The 24,051-nt window shown below is 36.1% G+C and carries 21 protein-coding genes and 4 pseudogenes; 13 read left to right on the forward strand and 12 right to left on the reverse strand.

Annotated elements, in window-relative coordinates; translation table 11 throughout:
- Window positions 1-138: 138 nt before the first annotated feature.
- Window positions 139-327, forward strand: a complete 189-nt coding sequence (locus tag NC799_RS15685; RefSeq protein WP_272447388.1) for a YjcZ family sporulation protein — start codon at window positions 139-141, stop codon at window positions 325-327.
- A 280-nt stretch (window positions 328-607) separates the two neighbouring features.
- Here the strand turns inward: NC799_RS15685 and NC799_RS15690 are convergent, their stop codons facing one another.
- Window positions 608-1,375, reverse strand: coding sequence for a transposase (locus NC799_RS15690; RefSeq protein ID WP_272447389.1), 768 nt, complete (start codon window positions 1,373-1,375; stop codon window positions 608-610).
- Between the two features lie 545 nt (window positions 1,376-1,920).
- Here NC799_RS15690 and NC799_RS15695 point away from each other — a divergent pair.
- Window positions 1,921-3,606 (forward strand): S-layer homology domain-containing protein, encoded by a 1,686-nt coding sequence (locus NC799_RS15695; RefSeq protein ID WP_272447390.1) that lies wholly within the window; start codon window positions 1,921-1,923, stop codon window positions 3,604-3,606.
- A 210-nt stretch (window positions 3,607-3,816) separates the two neighbouring features.
- On the opposite strand, the gene NC799_RS15700 is transcribed toward NC799_RS15695, so the two are convergent.
- The 3 genes from NC799_RS15700 to NC799_RS15710 form a co-directional block, all read right to left on the reverse strand.
- Window positions 3,817-4,416: a TetR/AcrR family transcriptional regulator gene (locus NC799_RS15700; RefSeq protein ID WP_272447391.1), complete on the reverse strand. Its 600-nt coding sequence runs from the start codon at window positions 4,414-4,416 to the stop codon at window positions 3,817-3,819.
- Window positions 4,417-4,947: 531 nt separating this feature from the next.
- Complete coding sequence (locus NC799_RS15705) at window positions 4,948-7,245, reverse strand: MMPL family transporter (protein ID WP_272447392.1); 2,298 nt, start codon at window positions 7,243-7,245, stop codon at window positions 4,948-4,950.
- Window positions 7,246-7,270: 25 nt separating this feature from the next.
- Window positions 7,271-7,873, reverse strand: a complete 603-nt coding sequence (locus NC799_RS15710; protein ID WP_272447393.1) for a TetR/AcrR family transcriptional regulator — start codon at window positions 7,871-7,873, stop codon at window positions 7,271-7,273.
- A gap of 361 nt (window positions 7,874-8,234) precedes the next feature.
- Here NC799_RS15710 and NC799_RS15715 point away from each other — a divergent pair, with 361 nt between their 5' ends.
- The 3 genes and pseudogenes from NC799_RS15715 to NC799_RS15725 all read left to right on the forward strand — a co-directional run bounded on the left by NC799_RS15715 (window position 8,235) and on the right by NC799_RS15725 (window position 12,572).
- Entirely contained in the window at window positions 8,235-9,641 is a 1,407-nt protein-coding gene (locus tag NC799_RS15715; RefSeq protein WP_272447394.1) for an MFS transporter, read from the forward strand.
- Window positions 9,642-10,422: 781 nt separating this feature from the next.
- Window positions 10,423-10,891 (forward strand): annotated as a pseudogene (locus NC799_RS15720) (IS5/IS1182 family transposase); the annotation flags it as partial.
- Window positions 10,892-11,126: 235 nt separating this feature from the next.
- Window positions 11,127-12,572: a DEAD/DEAH box helicase gene (locus NC799_RS15725; protein WP_272447395.1), complete on the forward strand. Its 1,446-nt coding sequence runs from the start codon at window positions 11,127-11,129 to the stop codon at window positions 12,570-12,572.
- Window positions 12,573-13,083: 511 nt separating this feature from the next.
- Here the strand turns inward: NC799_RS15725 and NC799_RS15730 are convergent.
- A complete protein-coding gene (locus NC799_RS15730; RefSeq protein WP_272447396.1) occupies window positions 13,084-13,362 on the reverse strand; it encodes a PD-(D/E)XK nuclease domain-containing protein in 279 nt (92 codons plus the stop codon).
- Window positions 13,363-13,572: 210 nt separating this feature from the next.
- Here NC799_RS15730 and NC799_RS15735 point away from each other — a divergent pair, with 210 nt between their 5' ends.
- The gene (locus NC799_RS15735) at window positions 13,573-14,982 is read left to right on the forward strand and encodes an ISLre2 family transposase (protein WP_272447397.1); all 1,410 of its coding nucleotides are present in this window, start codon (window positions 13,573-13,575) and stop codon (window positions 14,980-14,982) included.
- Between the two features lie 49 nt (window positions 14,983-15,031).
- Here the strand turns inward: NC799_RS15735 and NC799_RS15740 are convergent, their stop codons facing one another.
- The gene (locus tag NC799_RS15740; RefSeq protein WP_272447398.1) at window positions 15,032-15,337 is read right to left on the reverse strand and encodes a hypothetical protein; all 306 of its coding nucleotides are present in this window, start codon (window positions 15,335-15,337) and stop codon (window positions 15,032-15,034) included.
- 14 nt (window positions 15,338-15,351) lie between these two features.
- Complete coding sequence (locus NC799_RS15745; protein WP_272447399.1) at window positions 15,352-16,539, reverse strand: ATP-binding protein; 1,188 nt, start codon at window positions 16,537-16,539, stop codon at window positions 15,352-15,354.
- Between the two features lie 352 nt (window positions 16,540-16,891).
- Here NC799_RS15745 and NC799_RS15750 point away from each other — a divergent pair.
- Window positions 16,892-17,305, forward strand: a pseudogene (locus NC799_RS15750) (transposase); the annotation flags it as partial.
- Between the two features lie 528 nt (window positions 17,306-17,833).
- Here NC799_RS15750 and NC799_RS15755 read toward each other — a convergent pair.
- The 3 genes from NC799_RS15755 to NC799_RS15765 all read right to left on the reverse strand — a co-directional run bounded on the left by NC799_RS15755 (window position 17,834) and on the right by NC799_RS15765 (window position 19,811).
- On the reverse strand, window positions 17,834-18,106 hold the full coding sequence (locus NC799_RS15755) for a DUF6414 family protein (protein ID WP_272447400.1): 273 nt from the start codon (window positions 18,104-18,106) through the stop codon (window positions 17,834-17,836).
- A 23-nt stretch (window positions 18,107-18,129) separates the two neighbouring features.
- The gene (locus NC799_RS15760; RefSeq protein ID WP_272447408.1) at window positions 18,130-19,122 is read right to left on the reverse strand and encodes a virulence RhuM family protein; all 993 of its coding nucleotides are present in this window, start codon (window positions 19,120-19,122) and stop codon (window positions 18,130-18,132) included.
- Between the two features lie 128 nt (window positions 19,123-19,250).
- The gene (locus tag NC799_RS15765) at window positions 19,251-19,811 is read right to left on the reverse strand and encodes a hypothetical protein (RefSeq protein WP_272447401.1); all 561 of its coding nucleotides are present in this window, start codon (window positions 19,809-19,811) and stop codon (window positions 19,251-19,253) included.
- Between the two features lie 437 nt (window positions 19,812-20,248).
- Here NC799_RS15765 and NC799_RS15770 point away from each other — a divergent pair, with 437 nt between their 5' ends.
- The 3 genes from NC799_RS15770 (at window position 20,249) to NC799_RS15780 (ending at window position 22,133) form a co-directional block, all read left to right on the forward strand.
- On the forward strand, window positions 20,249-20,605 hold the full coding sequence (locus tag NC799_RS15770) for a hypothetical protein (RefSeq protein ID WP_272447402.1): 357 nt from the start codon (window positions 20,249-20,251) through the stop codon (window positions 20,603-20,605).
- Between the two features lie 381 nt (window positions 20,606-20,986).
- Window positions 20,987-21,532: a zinc metalloprotease gene (locus NC799_RS15775; RefSeq protein ID WP_272447403.1), complete on the forward strand. Its 546-nt coding sequence runs from the start codon at window positions 20,987-20,989 to the stop codon at window positions 21,530-21,532.
- 10 nt (window positions 21,533-21,542) lie between these two features.
- On the forward strand, window positions 21,543-22,133 hold the full coding sequence (locus tag NC799_RS15780) for a hypothetical protein (RefSeq protein WP_272447404.1): 591 nt from the start codon (window positions 21,543-21,545) through the stop codon (window positions 22,131-22,133).
- 57 nt (window positions 22,134-22,190) lie between these two features.
- Here NC799_RS15780 and NC799_RS15785 read toward each other — a convergent pair.
- Window positions 22,191-22,400: pseudogene (locus tag NC799_RS15785) on the reverse strand (carbohydrate-binding protein); the annotation flags it as partial.
- A 280-nt stretch (window positions 22,401-22,680) separates the two neighbouring features.
- Here NC799_RS15785 and NC799_RS15790 point away from each other — a divergent pair.
- From NC799_RS15790 to NC799_RS15800, 3 genes are read left to right on the forward strand one after another with little or no spacing between them, the layout of a single operon-like run.
- A complete protein-coding gene (locus NC799_RS15790; protein WP_272447405.1) occupies window positions 22,681-22,929 on the forward strand; it encodes a hypothetical protein in 249 nt (82 codons plus the stop codon).
- On the forward strand, window positions 22,926-23,303 hold the full coding sequence (locus NC799_RS15795; protein ID WP_272447406.1) for a retropepsin-like aspartic protease: 378 nt from the start codon (window positions 22,926-22,928) through the stop codon (window positions 23,301-23,303). The genes NC799_RS15790 and NC799_RS15795 overlap by 4 nt, the downstream gene beginning before the upstream one ends.
- Window positions 23,304-23,357: 54 nt before the next feature.
- Window positions 23,358-23,654, forward strand: a complete 297-nt coding sequence (locus NC799_RS15800; RefSeq protein ID WP_272447407.1) for a hypothetical protein — start codon at window positions 23,358-23,360, stop codon at window positions 23,652-23,654.
- Window positions 23,655-23,802: 148 nt separating this feature from the next.
- Here the strand turns inward: NC799_RS15800 and NC799_RS15805 are convergent.
- Window positions 23,803-24,051, reverse strand: a pseudogene (locus NC799_RS15805) (hypothetical protein); the annotation flags it as partial.

A 24,051-nucleotide genomic window follows, 5' to 3' on the forward strand; every position in this document is an offset into this window, starting at 1 on the left:
AGGAATTCAATTTTAGAGAGCCCACTCTGTTTAGATTATTTGGTTAATAAGCCTTTTTTGAAAGTTTGTGATACATTACTTAACTAAAGACACATTTTAATCATATGTTAAATTAAAGGCGAAAAGGAGGTGTAACAAATGCCATACGGATATGGATATGGATATGGATACGGGGGATATGGTTATGGGAAATGCGCGCCAATAATTCAACCCCGCCAGAACAACGGGTTCATTTTATTAGTGGTACTTTTCATATTATTGATAATCGTTGGTAATAACTTCCCAATTGCTGAAGAATGCCCACCCGGAACAGCACCAGTAGACTAGCACACATTTTAATAGAAAAGGGACATGGGGACAGGAAACGTGTCCCTTTTTTAAATGATAAAAAAATCCAAGAACTGTCTAGCTCCGGGGCCCTACGCTTTTCTATGAGCGAAATAGGTAGATGTTTCTATTCTACTATTAAGGCTTGCAGTAGGTGGCCTGTATTTCGTTTAGGAAATATGCCATCACCATAAACCTCATAAATTAAGGGATTGCTTTTTTTCAGTATGTGTTTTTCAGTGGCAACGGGCACGATCATTGTCCCACAACCGAACCTGAATCAGCGAACACGATCAATGACGCTTTTTGATATACCCGTTATTCTCGACAGCTGCCTCACTGACACACCATGCATTTTTTTGAGCTCCAAAATTATTTGATTTCTTTTTTCCATATTCAACTGCTGCAATTCACTACTAGTAGTAATCCCTAATTTCATAAGATGACTTCTGACTTCGCTATCTAGTATTCTCACCTTTACATTATCATCTAAACAGTGGTCATCAGTGGATATTTGGATATAATCAATAAACAATTGGATAGCTTTACTTTTGTTTGGGGATAGCAAATCGAGGACTAGATCAATATCAACTAAACCATCTTGGGATTGACCAAGATATTCAGCGATACTTGTCCATTTACATTCAAATACATTATTGGCCAACCCTGCCTTTACAGGGTTATGATGGATATACCGTACAACTCTGAAAAAATAAGGCATTGTCTCTACATTCTCACTCTTAAACCTCTCTTGAAATAAGTGTCCACAGCGTTCATATTTTTGATTATACCAATATACATAACTTGCACTAATCCTCTGAATCGCCTTCGATACAGGCTCATCTATCTCTCTCAATAACAAGTGAATGTGATTATCCATCAAACAGTAACTGTATATATTGAATTGACTAACTTCTTTGAATCTTTTTACCGTTGTTAAAAATCTCAATCTATCTTCATCATCTTCAAAAATAGTTTGTCTATTTATTCCTCGAAGCATAATGTGATAGATTCCATTGGAGCTTATCTTTCTTGATTTTCTTGACATTTATGAGTCACCCCATGTAATTGTAATCCATTATTCATCAGGGTTAATTTAGAAGCGCACCATAATGAAAAACGTATATTTATTTATAATTGTATTACTAGGCTGCTACACAACTACTCGAAAAAAATGGCTAAGAGTCGAAAATAATAAAATTGGAGTCTTAAACAGAATTAGAATAGTTACGAGAGGAAGTCTGGATTATTGTAGTAATGTGGGAAATCGTGTGGATAAGTACTTGGTTGGTAGATGGTTTGTTTGATTACTATTTCAACACATAAAGATCTTCTCCTGCTTTATTTTCATATATTTCTAAAATATATTTTGCTCAAAAACAGTGGGACAACTTTCCTGTCCCCATGTCCCTCTTTTGGAAAAATTTACTTGACTGCTAGTTTATTTTGAAAGATAATACTCTTGAGTAACATGTATGTTATTCAAGAGTATTATCATGACCATTTAAAATTTATTAAGTAGAAAAGAAAGGAGCTTATCACTTACTCATTAAGATTGGATTAATTATTAACTAAACGTATGGGGGAATGGAAATGAAGAATGGATGGAAAGTAGCTATAGGAAGTGCTGGAATATCCCTAGCACTTATGGCGGGACCAATCACTATCTCCGCTTCTGATAGTAATGAAAATGTCCATGTCAACTTAAATGGCATAGAAGTAAATTCTAACGCAAACCAAATCATTGATGATATTGTTTTCACAGATGTAAAGGCATACACGACATTACTAAGTGAATCTTACCAATGGGATCCGGACCAAAAAACGGTAACTGTTCGTGGAAAAAATATCGAAGCCGTAGTGAAAGATGACGTGGTCCTTGCTTCTGTTCAAGAGCTTGCCAATGCAACCGGTGCCGAGAAAGTTATTTGGGATGAAGACAACCTTACTACCAATGTTCTCGATTTACCAGAAGGGGCGGTGCAGATTACTCCATCTGTTCCAGGAATGGGAGAACATTGGGCTAACCCTAACAATATGCCTGTCGGGCCAATTTATGGTGTTAATAATGGTAAACTTATTTTTATCGAACAAATGCTGAAGCAAGAGGATTTTGCATCTGGGAAATCATTTGAAAATATTCCTGGGATGCAAGGACTCCCATCACTTTCAGTAGATCACACGGATATCGAATTCCAGCCAAATGGGCACGAGGGCCTTGAAGATGCCCATTATGACCTCCACAACTATTTTGTTAGTCATGAGGAGCATCAGAACATTGGGAAGCAATTCCTCCAAATGGAAGAAATCAAACAAGAATTAAAAAAATATAATACAGTTAGGTCAGCGGAAGCAGCAGGTTACGTAAAATTGACTGATTTCGTTCCTCAAATGGGCTACCATTATATGAATCCAAATGCAGTAGGCACAGATATGCCGAACACATTGCTCTATGCCCCAGTGAACGGAAGATTAACCTTAGTAGCTGCGGAGTGGGGTACACCAGATCCAGAAGCAAAATCACCAATCGACGACACAAGTTTTGGACTAGTCCATAAAGCTAGCGCTCATTACACAGATGGAACGGAATTAGAAATCGCTGACCCAAATGATGCACCGCGAACTAATCCTGAAACAGGTGCATCATTTGAAGAATGGCATCCAGCTCTTTACGGGATGCACCTGTGGTTCATTGACAACCCTGACGGCCCTTTTGCTGATATGAACTCTGCTTTAGAATCCACAATGCTAACTTACGATGATTTTAAGGCAAATCAAAATTGGTCAGACGATATGTTATGGGCCATCCAACAGGGTTTGATTAAAGGCTATGTAAATCAAAAAAATCCAAATACTGGTCAGACAGGCAACTGGTTAAATCCAAACGAAAATTTAACAGAAGCGCAAATGTTATCTGTTTTATTCAGCTATACAAATCCAGCAGAACTGCTTACAACAGAAGCTGATGATTTTTGGGCATCCGTACCTTATCAATTGGCTACAAAGTATGAAGTACAAAATACTGGTACAGCGTCCGCTCCTGTAACAAGAGGAGATTTCGCCCAAGCCTTAGCAACACTCCATTTTGGAAAACAGGTGAGTTTAGATAAAGCCGTATCTTTCATGTACCAATCTGACCTATCTAACGGGTATGCAGATGATGATGGGAACTATCCGAAAACCTTTGCATCCTTCGGTGTAGATAATACACTAAAAAGAAACCAAATCGCTACTTTTCTTAAACGGTACGATGATTTTGTAAAGAACGCTCAAAAATAGGCAAATAAGAAAAGCGCAAGTCGCGCCTTGGTCACCCTCGACAAACTTAAGCAAAAAATCTATGTGGCGCTCTTTCCCACATAGATTTTTTGCTTAAGACCTCGAGGGGCTAGGCACCCTGCGCTAGACATGTTCTTGAATCTTTTTATACTTTCTTATCTTATGAGAAAAACCGCCTCAGTCTTAATTTTGACCAGAGGCGGTTTATAACTAGACTTTTTTGTTTTGTAGCCCAAACAAAAATAATGTTACAAGCTGATCAGCAAGATCTTCTGCATTTGCTAACCCTTCGTGCAGGAGCGTAATAGTTAACCTTTCCATCGCCCCAACTAAGCTCTCAGCAAAAATTCTTGTATCCAAACTTGATGAAAAATATCCATTTTTGACTTCAGTATCTAGATTTTCCTTGATTTGGTTGGCAAGTTCCCTCTTAATGTCTTCTGCGTCCGCTGCCAGGTAAAGACCGATTCTTGTTAAACTTAGGTTAGATTCAAAAAAATCAAAGATGGCCCTTAACCCTCTTCTAATTTCATTGGGTAAATCAGATTCTACAATTCCTGCTTCTAAGCGACTATTATTAATCAAGCCAAACAAACTATCGCGGAACGAATCTACCAATTCTTGAAATAGTGCTTCCTTACTTTGAAAATAAAGATAAAAGGTCGGTTGGGTTACCTTTGCTTTTTTCACAATGCTGCTAACTTTAGTTTCATAGTAACCCTTACTAGCAAATTCCTCCGTTGCAATCCTAAGTAATAAAGCTCTACTAGCCTCTCCGTTTGATCCCTTTTTTCTCCCTCTTTGTCCCATAAAAACAACTCCAGATGCCAAGAAAATTAATGGGGTCGTTGATAAATTAAAGCACTGACAATGGGGAGTTTCTTCACTTAATACCCATATATTAAGATCACTTTTGAATTTATCACTCCCCTCTGATATTATACTATAAAGACAGATACTATGCCGCTCGTATGCTGGCGGCTGTTACTTCTTCTAAGATCATTTCTGGAGTCATTCGCTTGATATGTATAGGAAATGAAAACATTTAAATGTACTTGGTGCAGCATTAAATTCCGAATGGTGAGCTGTGTCATGCTCCACATAATCCCTGTACCGAAAGATAAAGAAATTAGTGAATATAAAGCGATAGCCCAGGGCGAAGAATACTTACTCTAATTTATAATCTTTATATTTGGGGGTGAAGATTGATATATATGACAAAATTAATTGCGCTATATCTTTCTTCTACTGTACAATAGAAAAATCCGTACATTTCATATAGATTTTGTTTTCCATAAAATAGAGGATAGTCAAAAATGACCATCCTCAGTAATCATAACATCATTTTTTCTTCTTAATATTTCCTTCTTTTTGAAGTTCGTGAATTAATTTTTCTCCTTCAATGTCTAAGTTAGGTAAAAGTTTATCTAACCATTTTGGTAACCACCAAATTTTGTCACCAAACATAGACATAACTGCTGGTACAAATATCATTCTAATTAAGAATGCATCAATCAAGATACCAAAAGCCAAGGCAAACCCTATTTGTTTGATCATAATATCCTCGGTAAAAATAAAACCTGAAAAGACAGAGACCATGATTAACGCTGCTGCAACAACCACTTTACTTGCAATGGTATAACCATTAATAACAGCTTTATCTCCTTTTTTACCGTGAATATACGACTCACGCATAGACGATACAAGAAACACTTGATAATCCATGGCTAAACCATACAAGATACCAGTAACCATAATCGGAATAAAACTTAGTAGTGGTCCGCCAGTGTCAATCCCGAATAAAGCACCTATCCATCCCCATTGGAACACGGCTGTTGTAGCACCAAAAGTAGCCATGATACTTAATAAGAAACCGATTGTTGCTTTTATCGGAACAATCACTGACCTAAAGACAATCAGTAATATCACTAAAGATAATACAACGATAATCCCAATATAGATTGGGAACACTTCAGATAAATTCTCTGACATATCAATATTTATTGCAGTTAACCCAGTAATTCCTACTTCAAGATTTGTATTTTCAACTACTGCTGTATTACTTCTTAAGTATTCAACCAATTCTTGAGTTGCTTCATCTGTAGGACCGTCTTTTGGAATAATACTCACTATCCCTATTTTCCCGTCCTCACTAAAGCCACCTGGTGAAACCTCTATAACGTTATCAAGTTTATTTATATTTGAAAGTAACTGAAGGTATTCTTGTGGATTAATAGTATTAGCATCCCTATCTTCAGCTACAAGTAAAAGTGTACCGTTATAGCCCTCACCGAAACTTTCCGAAATAATGTCATAGCTCTGTCTTTCTGCCGTATCTTTATTAGCACTTGCCCCTGAAGGCATTCCTAAATTCATATCGGAAACAGGTATAGCCATCATGCCTAAAACAACAATGATTAAAGCAACTGCAAACCATTTAAACTTGATTATGCTATTAATCCAATGATTTGCAAAGGTAGATTTGGTACTATCTTTTTCCTTTTCTTTACTTCTAGCTTTAGTAGAGACAATTTTTTCTCCAATCAACCCTAATAGAGCAGGTAATAAGGTAAGTGCGACAAGTACGTCGATAAAAACTGTCATGGAAGCCACCAGAGCCATACCACTTAAGAAGGCAATGCCTATAACTAATAATCCGCAGAGTGCTATCATGACTGTTAATCCAGCAAAAAACACTGCACTTCCGGCTGTTCCTACTGATCGTGCAGCTGCTTCTTTTGCTGAAAGATTTTCTTCTAAAATTAGCTTTCTCTGTCTATTAACAATAAATAAAGCATAATCGATTCCAACAGCTAAACCAACCATTAAAGCAAGCATTGGAGTTAGGCTGTTTATCTGAAATAAACTAGATAAAGCAAATGTGCCTCCAACTCCAACCCCCACACCAACAAAGGCAATAATCAATGGCAACCCAGCTGCAATTAATGAACCTAAAGTAACCACCAGGATAATACCGGCGATGACTAGACCAATAATCTCATTTATCCCCCCTATAGGAAGATCCGTAGCTTGAAGCGTACCGGTTGGAATAACATCAATCGATGTGTCTTGTTCTATATTCGATGCTGTATCGATTAATTTATCTAATTTTTCCTCGGATAAGTTCTCTGCTTGTTCTGTCATTTGGAATTGAAATAAAGCGATGTTACCTTCTGCTGAAATCTTAATCCCTGGGACTGGATTGTCATTAATTAGTAAAGGTCGATAAGACTTTTCACTGCTTTTCATCTGTCCCATCTGACTTTGCATCTCTTGTAACTGAGCGATATTTCCACTTTCTTGTAACATTTCAAGTGGATTCACAACGTAATCTAGCTGATAAATATCGTTAATCGTGGTCATCAGTGACTCTAAATTAGCTGGATCATCCACTTGTTCTCCTTCAGGAACCTCAAAAATAAAACTACCTTGTCCACCTGAAGCAACTGGAAGTTCCTCGGCAAGTTTGTCTAAAACCTCTTGAGCCTCTGTTCCATCTATTCTTGTTTCACTGCTCATGTTAACACCATTTGTAACAATCACAGTGACTATTATCCCTAAAATCAACAACCAACTAGCAATAAAAGCCCATGGTTTGTTATAAGCTGTTTTACCAATTTTGTAAAATAATTTTGACATGTTTGCACTCCTACTTCGTTTGAATTTACTTGAAGCCTTCCCTCAATGTTGAGAATACAGTTTTCATGTACTCATCAAATTCACTGCCATTTTGATCCTGTAATCCCCCTACAGGAAGCTCCACATCGATACTTCCATCTAGTACTGGCATTAAAGCGCCAAATACAGCACCAATTAACAGGTGGTAGTACTCATTCGGATATTCACTACCAAATTCTTCACTGATTCCTTGTCTAGCAAAGTCCTGTATTTCTTTTAAAACACCTATCACAAATAAACTGAGTGTTGGATGATTTCTAGATAGTGTAATTAATTCGTGAAGTCTCTTCAGTTTATCAATAGTAAAACTACGCTTGATATATAATTCAATCGTACCTAATGGAGTAAGACCTTCTAACGAGAAGGATGAATGACGATGAAAATCACTCATGGTAAGTGCACTAGCTATTGCTTCTTCCTTACAGGAAAAATGATTAGCAAATGTTCTCCTTGAATAGCCTGCTTCATTCACAATATCCTCTACGACAAGGTCATCAATACCACGCTCCATAGCCAACTCAAAAGCAGCTTCAGCAAGTGCTTGCCGTGTAGCATTTTTCTTTTTAAGTCTTAGACTATCTTCTGACATCTTCCCACCTCATTTATTTTGCATACGTTTATTTGTAACACAAAATTGCACAAAGGGCAACATTTCCCTTTGTGCAATTTTAAAACGTGGTTCTTTTTCTGACTTTGGTACAATATCGGGTATTAGTCTATTGTATTTTACAATGGAACCACCCGAATCATTACCAATTCTAGTAAATCGCTTGAAAAAGCTAACTTTGCAAGTTCATGAAAAGACCAGTATTGCCAAACATTTGTATCAGCTATGTCGTAAATCTTCTACAGGTTTCTCTAAAGCACTTCGGTGGATTTCTTAAGGAAATAAAATTATGATATTAAAGTAACTTTTGGAAGATGATAATAATAAGGAGGAGATCATAAAAGTGACTACAATAACAAAACAACTAACTGCAGATTATGATCTGACAAAATCGGAAAAAAAGAAAATAATTTTCCTGATTTGTTCCGTCTTATTATTTTCGGTAATGAATGGAACGATGTTTATGATTGCCATACCTGATATTGCAAAATCGTTTGCCCTGTTGCCATCCCAGGTGAGTTGGGTTGTTACGGGCTATATTATATTGTATGCTGTCGGGGCTTTAATGTATGGTAAGCTAGCAGACATTTATCCTTTGAAAACCCTGCTTACTATTGGTCTAATCCTATTTGCTGTAGGATCAATTATCGGGTTTTTCGCACCTAGTTTTATTATGATCGTTATCGCGCGGATGGTTCAGGCGGCAGGAGCATCCTCCATCGTTGCCCTAGTATTTATTGTACCGACTCGGTATTTCCCGGAAGAACGGGGTAAAGTTCTTGGTATCGTTTCTAGTACGATGGCCTTTGCATCTGGAATTGGCCCGGTCATTGGCGGCATTGTAGCAGGAGCATTAAATTGGCAATTTTTATTTTTAATCTCTGCGTTTGTATTAATCACCATACCATTTTTCCGATTATGGATGCCTGCTGAAGAAAAAAAGGAAGGTAAGGTCGATATCTTAGGAGCATTGTTTATTGCAATCGGAGTAGCTACATTAATGCTCTATATTACAACATTTGCTTTGTGGTACATCTTAATCAGTATTGCCTTTTTTATTTTGTTTATTTGGCGGATATTTAACAGTCAAAATCCGTTTATCCATCCAGCTTTATTTCGAAATGCCCCATACCGAACTACAATTGTTTCGGGGTTTCTAGCCATTATGACGTTGTTTGGCATGATGTTTATGATGCCTCTCATGCTTGCGGAAGTAAATGGATTAAACACGTTATGGATTGGCCTAACATTGTTTCCTGGTGCAATGGCAGCAGCATTTGTTGGCAGATTGGCGGGTGCAATGACTGAAAAAAACGGCAGCAAACAGGTGGTCTATATTGCCTTCTCATTGATGGTGCTTGGATTCACTCTCTTATCGACCTTTACTGGAAGTGCAGCTTGGGTGATAAGTATTGTTATTATTATCAGTTATATTGCCTTTCCATTTATCCAGACATCTACCGCAAACTTAATTTCAACGGTTTTACCGCGTAATGAGATTGGTGTAGGAATGGGGATTTACAACCTATTCAACTTTATGTCTGGAGCCTTCGGCAGCGCAATCATCGGTAAAATTTTAGATCAAAAAACCGGTGTAGCATTAAATCCATTTACACTCGCCGATGGCCACCAAACCATTTATAGCAACATATTCATCGGGCTCGTTGTACTAACTATATTAAACGGAACATTCTTTTACCTAGCATTTAAGAAAAGCGCAGGGCGCCTTGCCCACCCCCGACAAGCTTAAGCAAAAAATCTATGTGTCGCTCTTTGACACAAAGGTTTTCTGCTTAAGACCTCGAGGGGGTAGGCGCCCGAAGCTAGACAGATGTTGGATCTTTTTATACTTTCTTTTCATTTAAGAAATTCAAACAAAGCCCTGCTAAATAATGATGACTCGGTCGAGTAGAGAGGAACCTCTCCTTAGGGATTGTGTTCCTCCCACTTGGCTTTTTTATATATCGTAGGGTCGACCGTAACGTTGGATAGGGTAAATAAATAAGGATAGGTCAATCCTCTTCTAGTTTTATTTTGTCCTTATTTTGTCTCCATTTTTGTCCTTATTTTGGAGGATTATATACATACTTTGTTCCAGCGCCTCTTCCACTTACCTCTACTCCATCGGGTTCTAGTTCCTTTATTAGACGTTGTACTTGTTTACTATTCATTCCTGTTTATTGTCTTATTTCTTTATTAGTTAAAGTCCGTTCTTTAAGAATAGATAATACTCTGATTTTAACTGCCTCTTTATCTAAGATTTGTTGGCGTTCATACTTCATATTTTCCTTTAACAATTCATATGCCTTTCTCGATAAAGTATAATACCTTCCTTTACCGCGACCGACTGACTCTAACAAATTAAAATTGGAAGTGGCTAATGGAAAAGCTGCTTTTGAAGAAAAACTTAATAGTAGAGGTTGTTCAAAAAGCTCCCAAACAACAAAAAATTCAGCCCAGCAATGTCCACCTGAATTTCCATAAATGGTAGTGGACTATACAACCATAAAAAGACTGGAGGACTGCTCCCTATGACCATTACACGACAAGAAAGTTTATTTGGCATCCAAGAATTATACGAGATGGAACCTACCCAACGATATGAATCGGTTATTTCTACGATATATTTGGATAGAATTTTCCATGAAGTGAATAAGAAATCCCGACTTGATACACCTGTGGAACTAAATTATGCAGCGAAATCCAGTGAATCCAAGGTTTTAGAGGAAGAACAGGAAAAAATAGTGCTTCAAGCTATCGCAGAAGGCTTTATTATTGATGACAATGTCGCGATTGACGCCACCCATTTTGAAGCTCGTGACGAAGAACCGCCAAAAGAAAAAAAGTCCAAAACGGAACCGAAAAAACGTGGGCGTAAATCCAAAGATGAGCGGGAACAATGGCTACTTGAACAGGCTGAAATGCTAATCTACCCTTTTTGAAAAGAAAATAGAAGCACAATTGGATGGGAGGGGTAATGAGGACAGGAACCGTGTCCCTTTTTTATGACACCTGCAATGTGCGAGACTTCTTGTTCGTTTCAACATTATTTTCGAATTAATATAGATTTTTAATTATTTTCGAATTAATATAGATTTTTATTTTTAAAATTTAAATTTAAAGCCGATATGTCCAGCATTTTCAAGTATAATAGAGCCTATTCAGATCATGCATATAATACTATTTGGAGAGAATTCTATACATAGGATGAAAAATCAAAAAATGAGGTTGAAAAATGAATAAAACAAGTTTTGCGGATTATCAGGTAAGTGAAAAAATAAAGAGAGCAATAGCTTTGTTAAAATACGAAACGCCAACAGAAGTTCAAAGTAAAGTCATTCCTTTAGCATTGGAAAATCAAGATCTTATCGTAAAAGCCCAAACAGGAAGTGGAAAGACTGCCTCCTTTGGTATTCCAGTATGCGATAGGATTGAATGGGAGGAAAAAAATCCACAGGTGTTAATTCTTACGCCAACTAGGGAGCTTGCGGTTCAAGTTCGCGAAGATATTACGAATATCGGAAGGTTTAAACGTATTAAAGCAGTTGCCGTCTATGGAAAAGAACCTTTTTCGAAACAAAAGGAAGAATTAAAACAAAAAACGCATGTAATCGTTGGTACGCCTGGACGAGTGATGGATCACATTGATCGAGAAACCCTAGTTTTGGATCAAATAAAGTTTCTTATCATAGACGAAGCCGATGAGATGCTTAATAGAGGTTTCATCGATGAAGTGGAAGCGATCATTAAAGAGCTGCCTTTAACCCGAGTAACCATGGTTTTTTCTGCTACCTTGCCTAAAGATGTGGAAAGTCTTTGCCATAAATATATGAAGGATCCTAAGCATATTGAGATTGAATCAACTGGGGTAACATCCGACACTATTGAACATTTTATAGTGGAAGTGAAAGAAGATAATAAAATTTCTCTCCTTCAAGACGTCACAGTAGTCGAAAATCCAGACAGTTGCCTCATCTTTTGCCGAACAAAAGAAAACGTGGATACGGTGTATAGCGAACTGACCAAAGCTGGATATTCTTGTGAGAGACTCCACGGGGGACTAGAACAAGAAGACCGGTTTACTGTTATGGAAGGATTCAAAATGGGGAACTTCCGCTATCTGGTAGCCACGGATGTTGCTGCTCGAGGTATTGATATTGATAATGTGACCCTTGTCATCAACTATGACGTTCCAATGGAAAAAGAGAGCTATGTGCACCGTACTGGAAGAACCGGCCGTGCCGGAAATAAAGGAAAGGCTATTACGTTTGCGACACCTTATGAAGAGAAGTTCATGAAAGCAATTGAAAGATACATCGGCTTTGAGGTACCTACCATCGAAGCTCCTAGCCAACAGGAAGTGGCTAATGGAAAAGCTGCTTTTGAAGAAAAACTTAATAGTAGACGAATTGTAAGAAATAATAAAACAGCGCGAATCAATCAGGATATAATGAAGCTCCATTTCAACGGTGGCAAAAAGAAGAAAATTAGAGCTGTTGACTTTGTTGGAACAATTGCAAAGATACCTGGAGTCACAGCAGATGATATCGGCATTATAACCATCCATGATCAAATGTCATATGTTGATATTCTAAATGGAAAGGGTTCTTTAGTTATCCAAGCCATGGAAAATGCGACAATCAAAGGAAAGAAGTTAAAAGTGAGTAAGGCAATTAAATAGAAACAGCAGGGATAGGGACATGGGGACAGGAAACGTGTCCCTTTTTTATGAGCGAAATAGGTAGATGTGGTTCTATTCTACTATTAATAAGGCTTGCAAGTAGGCCTAACCTGTATTTTGTTTATTTTATCAAGTACTGTTTTGGGAAATATGCCATCAAAATAAACCCCATCAATTAAGAGACTTTTTTCTAGTATGTGGTTTTCAGTGGCCTTGGACAGATCATTGTCACAATCGAACCTGAATCAGCGAACACGATTAATGACACTTTTTTGATATATCCGTCATTCTTGATAGCTGCCTTATTGTCACCATAGCTAAGTCAGAAGTGTTCTTATGATATTAGGGATTACTAGTAGTGAATTGTAGCAGATGAATGTGGGGACTCATGTGAAGTTAAAAAGATTGGTTGGCAGTCAGATGGTTTGTTTGATTACAATTTCAATACTAATGATCTTTTACTGCGGATATCTTCATATATTTTCAAAAAAAAATCACTTTCATATTTCATTCAAAAAAAGCGGGACACCTTTCCTGTCCCCATGTCCCTCCTTACACTACCACTCCCTGCATCATCAACGACTTCTAATCTCGCTTCCGGAATAATCGGCTTTATAATAGAATAAAGGATTCGTTGTACATCATATTCGTTTCCAATTCTAATTTCATCTAATTTTTCTTTTGTTATTCCTGCCTTACCATGAACTTTAGACTCATACATTTCTTCGATATGCGAATAAAAATTCATTAATATTCTGTTTATAATGTTCACTGCAATTTTCTCAGTCATAAAATCATCATCTGTAAAATTTTCAGGTCTGTCTCTTAGAGCCTTTAGAAAATCAATTGCATTTTCTTTTACAAATCTAATACTTTTGTCTCTATGTGTAAAATATTTCTCGAGGGTAAATAAAGCTATTTTCTAGTCAAAAAAGAAAAGGCACTCTATTATAAATGTATGCTTTGACCGGCTAGTACATTTATAGAAAGAGGCCTTCTCATGGAAAAAATTATATCAAAACTATACCAAATAATAAATAGCACAAATAGCTTAATTGACCTAGAAGAAAATGTAAAAATGTATATGCATGATGTGTTTTCTTCCCTTTTGGGGGACGTATTCACTCAGTTAGATCAAGTAATTAAGGAACAAAAGCAAGCCGAAGGTTGGACAGTTATAAGGGATGATGATAAAACAGTTCAGTTTACTTTTGGGGGTGTGACGTTCCGTCATACTTCAATGAGAGATAAAAGTGGCGATTGTAGGCATCCATTTGATGAGTGGTTGGGACTACGAAAGCATCAACGGCATAGTGCGTTAGTTGAGGTTAAGGTGGCAGAAATGGCCAGTGAAACAGACTATCGTGAAACTGCAAGGGTCTTAAAAGAATGGACAGCAGTAAACATCAGTCACACAACCGTTGGGAGTATTGTGAAACGTGTAGGAAAAGCCCAGGCTGAAGCTGATAAGGAAATGGTGGTTGAGCTAGATGAAGCAGACTTCCTTCCGGAGGGAAAAAAAGTAGACTTTCTGTATGCAGAGGCAGATGGTGTATTCGTTAGGGGAACAAAGAGGAAAAATAGCTTAGAGGTTCGCCACGCGGTTGTGCATGAAGGATGGGATAAAAGTGGCAAACGTGTGTCTTTAAGGAAGCCTAAAGTCATTATGACTACACAACCTACAGTTGAATTTTGGAAGGAGGTTCAAGCCTTTACTGCCCATCAATATTCACTAGAAGATACCCAAATCGTAAGTAATAGTGACGGGGGTGCTGGATATACCGCAGAGAAGTTTCAAGAAGCGTTCTCCCAATCTAAATACCCAGTTTTAAATCAACTAGATCTCTACCACGTTTCACAAGCTTTAAATCGTGCATTTGGGGGTGGGAGTAATGAGTTTAAAGCTGGTGTGAAAAAGGCGTTAAAAGAACATAATAAAGCTGATTTCAAGCTTTGGATGGATACCTATGAAAGCATTCTTGAAGAAGAAAAAGGTAAAGAAAAACTAGAGGTATTTCGCAAGTATATCGAGCATAACTGGGAACGTATTTTTGATTGGAGAGAAAAGGTGGAGAATCCTCCGGAAGATGCGCGTAGTTTAGGTGCGATGGAGTCGAATCAACGACACGTTTCTTTCCGCATGAAAAAAAGAGGAATGCATTGGAGTAAAGATGGCGGAGAAGGTATGGTAAAGATTATCCAGGGGATTTTAAATGGGACATTACGCGACGTGTATTTGAAGCATCAAAAGAGAAGTGAAAGGAAGCAACGTCAAGTGAAACAAACTGTGCGTATGGCTCAAATCTTACGTCAGCCTACTCGTCCAACTATTGGAGCAAGGCAAGGATCAATAAGCTTATATGTTGCCCATTCAAGTGCTCGAGGACAGCTGTTGAAAAGTTTTCGTTAATACCGGTAAGAAGTTGTCAGGTTCTTGTTTTTTAGAACGTGACAACTTCTTACCGGCTAGCAAGCGCAGCGCGGTAGGACAAAAAAGTGTACAAAAATAGAGTGCCAGAAGTATTGGTATTAAAACTACATCGAGAAAAACTTGACACATACCTTTTGTCTGTAGCACTAGCCGAAAAAGCATTTTCTTGATATACTGTATCTTTTTTATATTCTGCTAATAGAGAAGGGTCATCTATTGACTCCAACTTTTTTTGTATATCTTTTATATGGATCTTTATTTGATTAGTATCATTTGAACTTGTTAAATTCTCAATAAATTCGGTGATTTCCTCTTCACTAAACTTTTTACTCATAATGACTTCCCCTTTTAATGTGTTCCCCATCTTAGGAAGAATAAGAATAATGGATCTAAGATATGGACAGTATTATCTTTCCATTCAAAAACTCTATAAATATTTTCTTTTTCATTAAGAATTGCTTGTAATTTATTTAAGGACTCTCTAATTGTTTTTTTATCTGGCTTTTTATCAGAATCAGTAATAATGTTATCAATTCTATATTTTAATTCATCTATAGTAAGGCCCATTAATGGTGGATTGTCTGCAATAGACTCTACTATTAGACCATAAATATCAAGAGATTTACCTTTACTTGTAATAAATATTTTCCTTTGTTTTCCTCTAGTATTCGGTCCCTCTTTTAATACCTTTACGACATCTTTATACTCAAAATTTACAGTTGTAAATTTATAAGCATTTTCCAAAACCTCTTCCGATATTTCTTCAATTTGTATATTATCTAAATCCATTAAAGTACTTATACTTAAACATATATACTGCATTAGTTGTGGTGAAGTTAAGCTTTCAATCGCTATTTTTCTCGCTAACTCAGCGTTTATTTTCACACCAAGTTGATTAAAACCTCTTTTTGCGATTTCTTCTAATTCCTCGATTTGCCATGGCTCCATATTAATTAAATTCAATCTTCCAGTTAAATCTGCATTTTTTCTTATTGCATCATCCGCTCTATGAGGTAAAGATATTACGATTGCTTTAAACTCTTTTCTTATTGCATCTTTTAACTGTTGTGCAATGTGTAATTGGATTTCCTCTTCTGCATAATGAAAATCATCTAAAACTAATACAAGACCATTATCCTTAAAATAATTAATAACTTTATCTTTATTAAGGAGGTATTTTTCGGTTCTGTTTAATTCCTTTTGTGAATTAGTACCTTCATATTTATCTACTTCTGAAAATAATCCACTCACTGGTAGTCCAGCTTTTGCACCAACTATACTCCAGAATTCATTTTTATTATTAAAATCTACGCCAGAGACTTCAATTAAATTTTCAAGATCTATTACCTTTTCACACAATACTGTTTTCCCCATTTTAGACGGTCCTACTATGGATGTTAAACATCCGGATATTTTTAACGCTTGTTGTAATCTCAATTCAAAGTCAATATTTAAATCTTTTGACTTCCTTGAAATATAGGTATATTGAGGAAATGATGCTGGTTTAAAGACTTGTTCAGCCAATAGTTTACTCATTTTTATCACTCCTTGTATTATTCCAATTACCTCTAATATCTGTTTTAATACATTTTAAACCATTTTAAAATAATTTTATACTTTTTTATTGATTTTTAACCCTTTTAAATTTCTTTTTTATACTTTTAATTAATTTGTTCCAAGAAAGCACGGATAATTCGTTTTAAATACACCGGATGGATTGACTGTATCTCATTTGGCCAATTTGTTCTTCGGTTTCTTCAGTAAATTTATCCCTGATAATGGCATCTGTAACTTTCCAATTACGTAAAAGTAATAAGACATTTTGGAAACGGTACTAGGCACTATTGATGGACAGTTGTCCACGTGTAGTACCTAGTACCGAATTCGAAATCAGGTTTGGGGAATTGATATTACGTATTGTGGTACACCATCAGGTTATATGTATCTTGTGGCTATCATTGATTGGTACTCTCGTTTTATAGTGGGATGGTCATTAAGCAATGTCATGAAAACAGATTTTATTATTCGGACAATGAAGCAAGCTGTAAAGGAGTATGGAAAGCCTGAAATCATAAATAGTGACCAAGGTAGCCAATTTACATCTAACGACTATATAGATTGCATTAAAGGGTTTGAGTCTATCAACATTAGCATGGATGGAAAGGGGCGAGCGAAGGATAATGCTAGAACAGAGCGTTTTTTCCGCTCTTACAAGTGGGAAAGACTCTATCTACTCTACCCTGAAACAGTGCCAGAATTAAAGCAAATGACAAACGACTACATCCGTAATTATAATTGGGATTGACCGCATCAAGCATTGGGTTACAGCACCCCGGCCAACATACACCTTGGTAAATAAAAGACAGAACCACAGCGTGCTGCTTGCCCTTGACTATGTGCCACTTCTTAGTGATCACTGGAAGGGGACAGTGGAACTTAGCAAGTGATTGACCGTGGTACGCTGTTTACGCGGATGGTGCCCAAAAAGGCATTTTTTCACCCATCCCCCGTATAAAAACTTACCACGGACACAAACTGGTCAAGGGTGGTGGACATGGCCAAAGTAAAACACCCAAAAGACATCATTAGAAGCCTAATTTACAGGAAGGAGAGTTTATCTTAAAAAATTGATTTTTGTGTCTTGACAGAGGGGGACATGTAATTATTGATTTTAATATGTTATCGAGGTTATCTAAAAACCTCTTCATATAAGTAAAATCGTTAATTATGGTTTCACCTTTTACTAATACAAATGATGTAGAACTTAATGCACTTCTTTCCAAAGTTGGATTAGAAAGATCTTTTGCATTAAAATCTTCTGGAACATTAGTTAAAAGTTTTTTTCTTTTAAAGAAGATTCTGCTAAATTGTACAAATAATCATGCATAGTATGACTTTCAGTTGCTTGATTTTGTAACAGGAATGAACTTTCAGTACCCGCTTTCAATATCTTTAAAAAATCTACTCCTGCGTTTATTTTACCTCCATCGGTATCAGTAACCGTTTTGGAAGTCCCTTCTATTAAACCTTGATTAAGTTGAGCAACTATTGATTTAAGTCGCTCTGTATCCATATAGATAAAATCTCTAAATAGATTTTCCAATTGTAGTACCCCCTATCTCGGTATTATTTCAACTCATTTTTCTTTATAAAGTCTTCAAAATCACCACTATCACGTTTTTCTATGCGATTCTGATTAAACTTTTCATACTCTTCTACAGCTAATTTTTCTGCTACTTCTTTCGAAACCTTTCCTGCATTTTCAAGTATGTCACGACCATTGAATTGAAGGAATGCATTTAGCTTGTCAACCCAATCTTCCATATACATTGGTTGATTCCGCTCTGCTTGGTCTTCTGCATAATCAAGGTACATCGTTACAATACGATTTAGTTGTTTCATTTCTTTTTCTGTTAAGTAGTTTTTAGCAACTCTTACATCTTGCCTACGTACTTTATCACCTTTCCATGACGTTAAGCCCATGTTCTCCTTCGTAGCGTCTGCTCGACTTGCAATTAACTCTGACGCTGTGTTCCCATGTATAGCAAAGTGCAATTTATTTTGTACAGTTGCAAAGAATTCCTGTGACTGTTCTGCTTTCGGGTCATAATCAACTGCGGTAGCATATATATCCGTAATCTTTAGATAAAATCTTCTTTCCGAAGCACGAATATCTCGAATACGTTCAAGTAATTCATCGAAATAATCTTGTCCAAAGTTCCGCATTTCTTTTAGACGGTCATCATCCATTGTAAAGCCTTTTACCAGATATTCATTTAAGCGTTCTGTCGCCCACTGACGAAATTGTGTACCACGATGCGATCGAACTCGGTATCCGATGGCGATAATCATTTCAAGATTATAATGCTTTGCTTTACGTTTAACCTGTCTACTACCTTCATCTTGAACTTGTAAGTAATACTTACAAGTTGCTTCTTCTTTTAATTCGCCCTCTTCGTAAATATTTTTTATGTGTAACGTGATATTTTGCGGTGATGTTTGATATAGCTCTGCTATTGCCTTTTGTGTCATCCATACAGTTTCATTTTCTAACCTTACATCTATTTTTGTGTTGCCTTCTTCTGTTTGATAAATCAAAATATTTGTTTCATTATTCACTATCATTTCACTCCCTCGTATACTTTTTTTAAACCTTAGTGCATTTTAAAAGATGTTTAAAAATGTGATTTAGTCCCTCTAACTTAAAATCTTCTCTTACTCTAATAAAATTAACTTTTAGTTCTCTCTTAATAAATATCTGTCGCTCTTGATCCTCTTTCAATTGCCTTTTTAAGATGTTTTTCATCATATTCAACTACTAAACTTAAATCTGGTAAATAAAAATCAACAATGTATTTATCTATTCTATATTGAGGTATTACTTCCACGATACCTTCTAAAGATTTCATTAATAATTCACCGAATTCTCTCTCTTTAATAGGTACAACCGTTAAAAAGTCTTTGTTAATTCCATTTTCTTTTGCAAACATAATGAATCTATTAAACTGCTCAAAATGTTGCCCTCTTAATGCAATATTAAATACAACATCAAGATTGTAGTGAATAATGTTCCTTTTAATTTTTCTGGAACCTTCCTCTTTCTTCACAGTAAAATACTTTGAACATTCTTTTTGATCCATAAATTTAAGAACACTTTTTATATGCTCATTAACAGTATTAACCCCTTTCTGATAAAGATCTGCAATAGCCTTTTGTGTCATCCAAACCGTTTCATTTTCAAATCGTACATCTATTTTCGTGTTACTTTCTTCAATTTGATAAATGAGAATCTTTGTTTTATCACCCACTTACATTCCTCCTATTATTATGAGGTTGAAAATCTATAAAAAAAGGCATTTATGTTCCAATAATTTACTTTATTATACCATGACTGTTGGCATTTCCTTGTACAGCAAAGAGGACATTGGATTTTCAATGTCCTCTCAAATACACTCATTTTTAAATGAAACTAATATTCTTTATTCCTGACACAACGACTTGATTCATTTTGATATAGGATTTCCTTCCTTTTAGAAATTGGTTACTCACTTGAAAAATAATTTCTTTTACATTGTTTGGATAGGTTACACTTAGTTGAACAGATTCGTTAAGGTCATATAAACTTGATTCAATGAACAGGGACATGGGGACAGGAAACATAGCCGTCAAGCTAAGCACAGAATTTAAAAAACGAGGAATTGTTTGTTATCCTTCAGGTGAATTCACCAAGAAAGGGTGATTTTTCATGAATATGCGTGAAGACATTCTTCCATTTGCACAAGCTATTTATTCTACGATATCCAAGTCAGCGCTACGTGTATTGGCTAGAGAAACAAAATTTGTTCAACGTAAAGGCAAGTTAAAGCCTGAAGATTTTCTTGTGCTTTGTTCACTTTTAGAAGATTCCGTAAGTGATGACAGTTTACAAGAACTATGTGGCACACTTTCTCATCAATCTAACACATCTCTTTCCAAACAGGCACTAGATAATCGCTTTAATGAAAAAGCGATAGCGTTTCTTAAAGAGATTTTCTTTCGGGAAACGGTACCAGGTACTATTGATGGACAGTTGTCCACGTGTAGTACCTGGTACCGAATTTAAACGTTTTAATGAACCTTCCAATTTAGTCAGACAAGTGATGGTGGGACTGTCCAACACACTTCCACAGCATCTAAACGGCAATTAAGTTTGTTTCAAGACAAAGTAATTCCTACAAAAACAACAACTTGACATGGTCATGGATAGGATTAAAGAAAAGTATGGAAATGCGTCTTTAATGAGAGCAAGCGTCCATGACGTAAGCAGATACGGATAAAAAGCAAAGTGGAATTATTGCAGGACATAACAGATAATCATGTATCTAATTAATACAATATTCTTATCATTGTCACATTATATAATAACCTTTTTATATTTTTTGTAATTTAAGTAATCATATTGTATTTATTTGAATAAAATGGCTAAATCTATTAGGAGGTTACAATGAGAAAACTTTTTAAAAAAGCAATTGGTATTAAATGTATGGTCATTGGATTAGCAATAACAATTGCGGCCCCTGTATCAGCAGCAGTTCCAGGTGATTTTAAAGGATCAGGAGGGTATCCCACTCCTAATTTTTCATTAAGGAATTTTAACTATAATGACACTTGGGAACCACCGATGGATAGAGGGATTGTAGAATGGAATAACACTCCAACTCTTGTGAGAATTGGAACAAGTAGTAGCTCGCCAAATACTGTGGTTGCACAACAGTTTTCTTACGCAGCATATGGTTACTACTACAATTGGACACACACTGATAAAGATTTTGAGATAGAACTTAACTCTCGAACAATATCTAATGATGCAACTAATATTCAAAATTTCATTCAGTCTGCTATGACTCACGAATTAGGACATGCCCTATGGTTAGCAGATAATCCATCTTCAACCTCTTCAATAATGCATTATGATAATAATTTTAATGTAAACTATAAACCCTTTCAATTTGATATCAATAACGTAAATACCAAATTCCCACCAAGCTAGGAGGCTTACATTGAGACATTTTAAAACACTAATCATTCTCATTTTTTTAATTACGTTAACAGTCGGATGTTCAAATGAACAGCAAGTAATAGAAGAAACTAGTAATGAAAAATTAACAGGTACTGTTGGTGGATTTTACAAAAGCTATTCAGATGTAGACGAATTGGCGGAGAAAGCCGATTTAGTAATTGAAGGTAAAGTTCTTGGCTCTCGTGTAGAAGTTTTAGATATGACTAAAGAGCCCGAGAATCCGACAGAAGAGAACGCACCTGGTGAAGTACAACAGATTGAACGTATCTATACAATTTCAAAAGTAGAGGTCACTAAGGTTTATAAAGGAGAAGTAGAAAAACAGGAAATCATTGAGGTTAAACAAATCGGCGGAGAAACTGAAAACGCTATCTTAATCCCAGAAGAAGGCGCTTATTTAAAAGAAAACAAAAAGGTAGTATTATTTTTAGAATCCTACGAAGACAGTCCTGCTAGTTTGTTAAATCCAATTCAAGCGCAATATACAATTGAAGGAAATAAAATTGTCAAATTAAAAGATAATAACTTAAAATTAGAACTAAAAGACTTAAAGAAATACGAGAATAACTAATTACAGGTTTCAAACCCGTTAGGAGGACATTACATAAAGTAATGTCCTCTTCTTAACTTAAAAATAATTAATCTCTAAATAATCAACCGAAGCGTCCCAATTTCCATCATCTGATGTAACAACCAGTTCAATCTCTTGTTTCCCTTTACCACGACTTACGTTATCAATCGTGTATATAGCAGGGTAACTTCCCCCGAAGTAGAACGTCCATTTTGTCTGTCCACCGATCTTCAAGTCAACTCTGGCCATGTTGGAATTGTTAGCAGCTCTATAAACTATCAATTGTTACTAATAATATATAGTGAACAAAATAACCAAAAAGGTGTAAAGGAAGTTAGCGACCGATATGGGAAGCTTGATGTGCTGATCAACAACGCGTGTACATCGTGTGTTGGTAGCAAACCGTATCTAACGGGTTAACTTTGTGAAATAATGTACTTAAAGTAACGGGTGCATTAGCACAAAAACAATCTTCGCTATAAGACGTGATAGTTGTACAAAACGGTGATATAATAATGGTGAAGAGTAAAAGGGGCGGTGTATATTTATGAAATGGTCAGAGGTTAGAAGAATGTACCCAAATCAATATGTTAAACTTAACATCATTGACTTTTACCTAGAAGGTGATAAGAAAATTGTAACTGACGTTGCGTTAATTAATGTTATTGAAGATCCTAAATTAGCTACTAAAGAGTTACTTAAATCTAAGGGTGATACCATTGTTTATCATACAGGGGATGAAAAAATCGTAATTGAGCTTAGAAAAGCAATAGGTTTAAGAGGTATGAGATTATGAAGTTAGATTTTGTGAACCATTTACTAGAAGTTGAAATGACGATTTCATATAGAGGAAAAAAGAAAACAATAGATAAGCTTGTTATTGATACAGGTGCAGCTCATACTCTTATTTCATCTGATATTGTTGATGAGATAGGCATATACTTTGAGAATGGAGATCCTCTTGTAAGCTCTTATGGAATTGGCGGTGAGGAGTATTCTTTCCGTAAACCAGTTGATTTTATAAAGCTAGGCAATCACGAAATTCCAGATATGAAGTTAGACTTTGGAAATTTAGATGACTGGGGAATCCATGGCCTAATAGGACTTGATATATTAATGAATGGACAGTTTATCATTGATTTAGGGAAATTAGAATTACTCCAAAATTAGTATTGCGGATCTATTGAAACAACATATATAAGAATTATTTAAAGAGGTGATTTAATGGATAATGACCAGTTGCTTAGAATCATCTTAGAACGATTTGATAAAGTTGACTTGCAGTTCAAAGAAGTATTAAAAAGACTTGATAGTATAAAGAAAAGTCAGCAGGATGATGTTAAAGGTACATTGCATTTAATATCTAAGAAGGTTGACAATATCTTGCATGATGTTGATTATTTAAGTGAGAAAACAGGTAAACATGATACGAAAATTAATAATTTTGAGAAAAAATCCAGTCATAACAGAAAGGCTGGGTTTTCTTTTAACTATATTTTGAAACGGTGTTTGTCAATATAGTTGTCGCATTTAATTACTTTAGTATTTTGATAGATTTGATGAATCCCCGAGTTCAGTCAAAGCTACCGCGCTGCGCTTGCTGACCTGGTGGTTTGAATCGAAAGGAAAAACGTGCTTTCGATTCAAACCACCAGGAAAATGGGGGATATTATGGTTTCCTCAATGCTTTGGTTTGCCCCTCATCTCGCATTGGATTAAGCGCTACTTGTTCATTCGGTGTCCAATTTCTTGTATCTCGTGCCCAACGCTCTGGATGCTTTACCTTAGCTTCTTCGTATACGTCTTTTCGCTTTTCCAATATGGCTACGTGTTCTCCCGTATGACACTGTACAGGCGTTACAAAATTCAGCCCACTATGCAAATGAATCTGGTTGTACCAATGGACAAAATGCTGTGC

This window comes from Aquibacillus salsiterrae (genome assembly GCF_028416595.1).
GTDB classification, from domain to species: domain Bacteria; phylum Bacillota; class Bacilli; order Bacillales; family Amphibacillaceae; genus Aquibacillus_A; species Aquibacillus_A salsiterrae.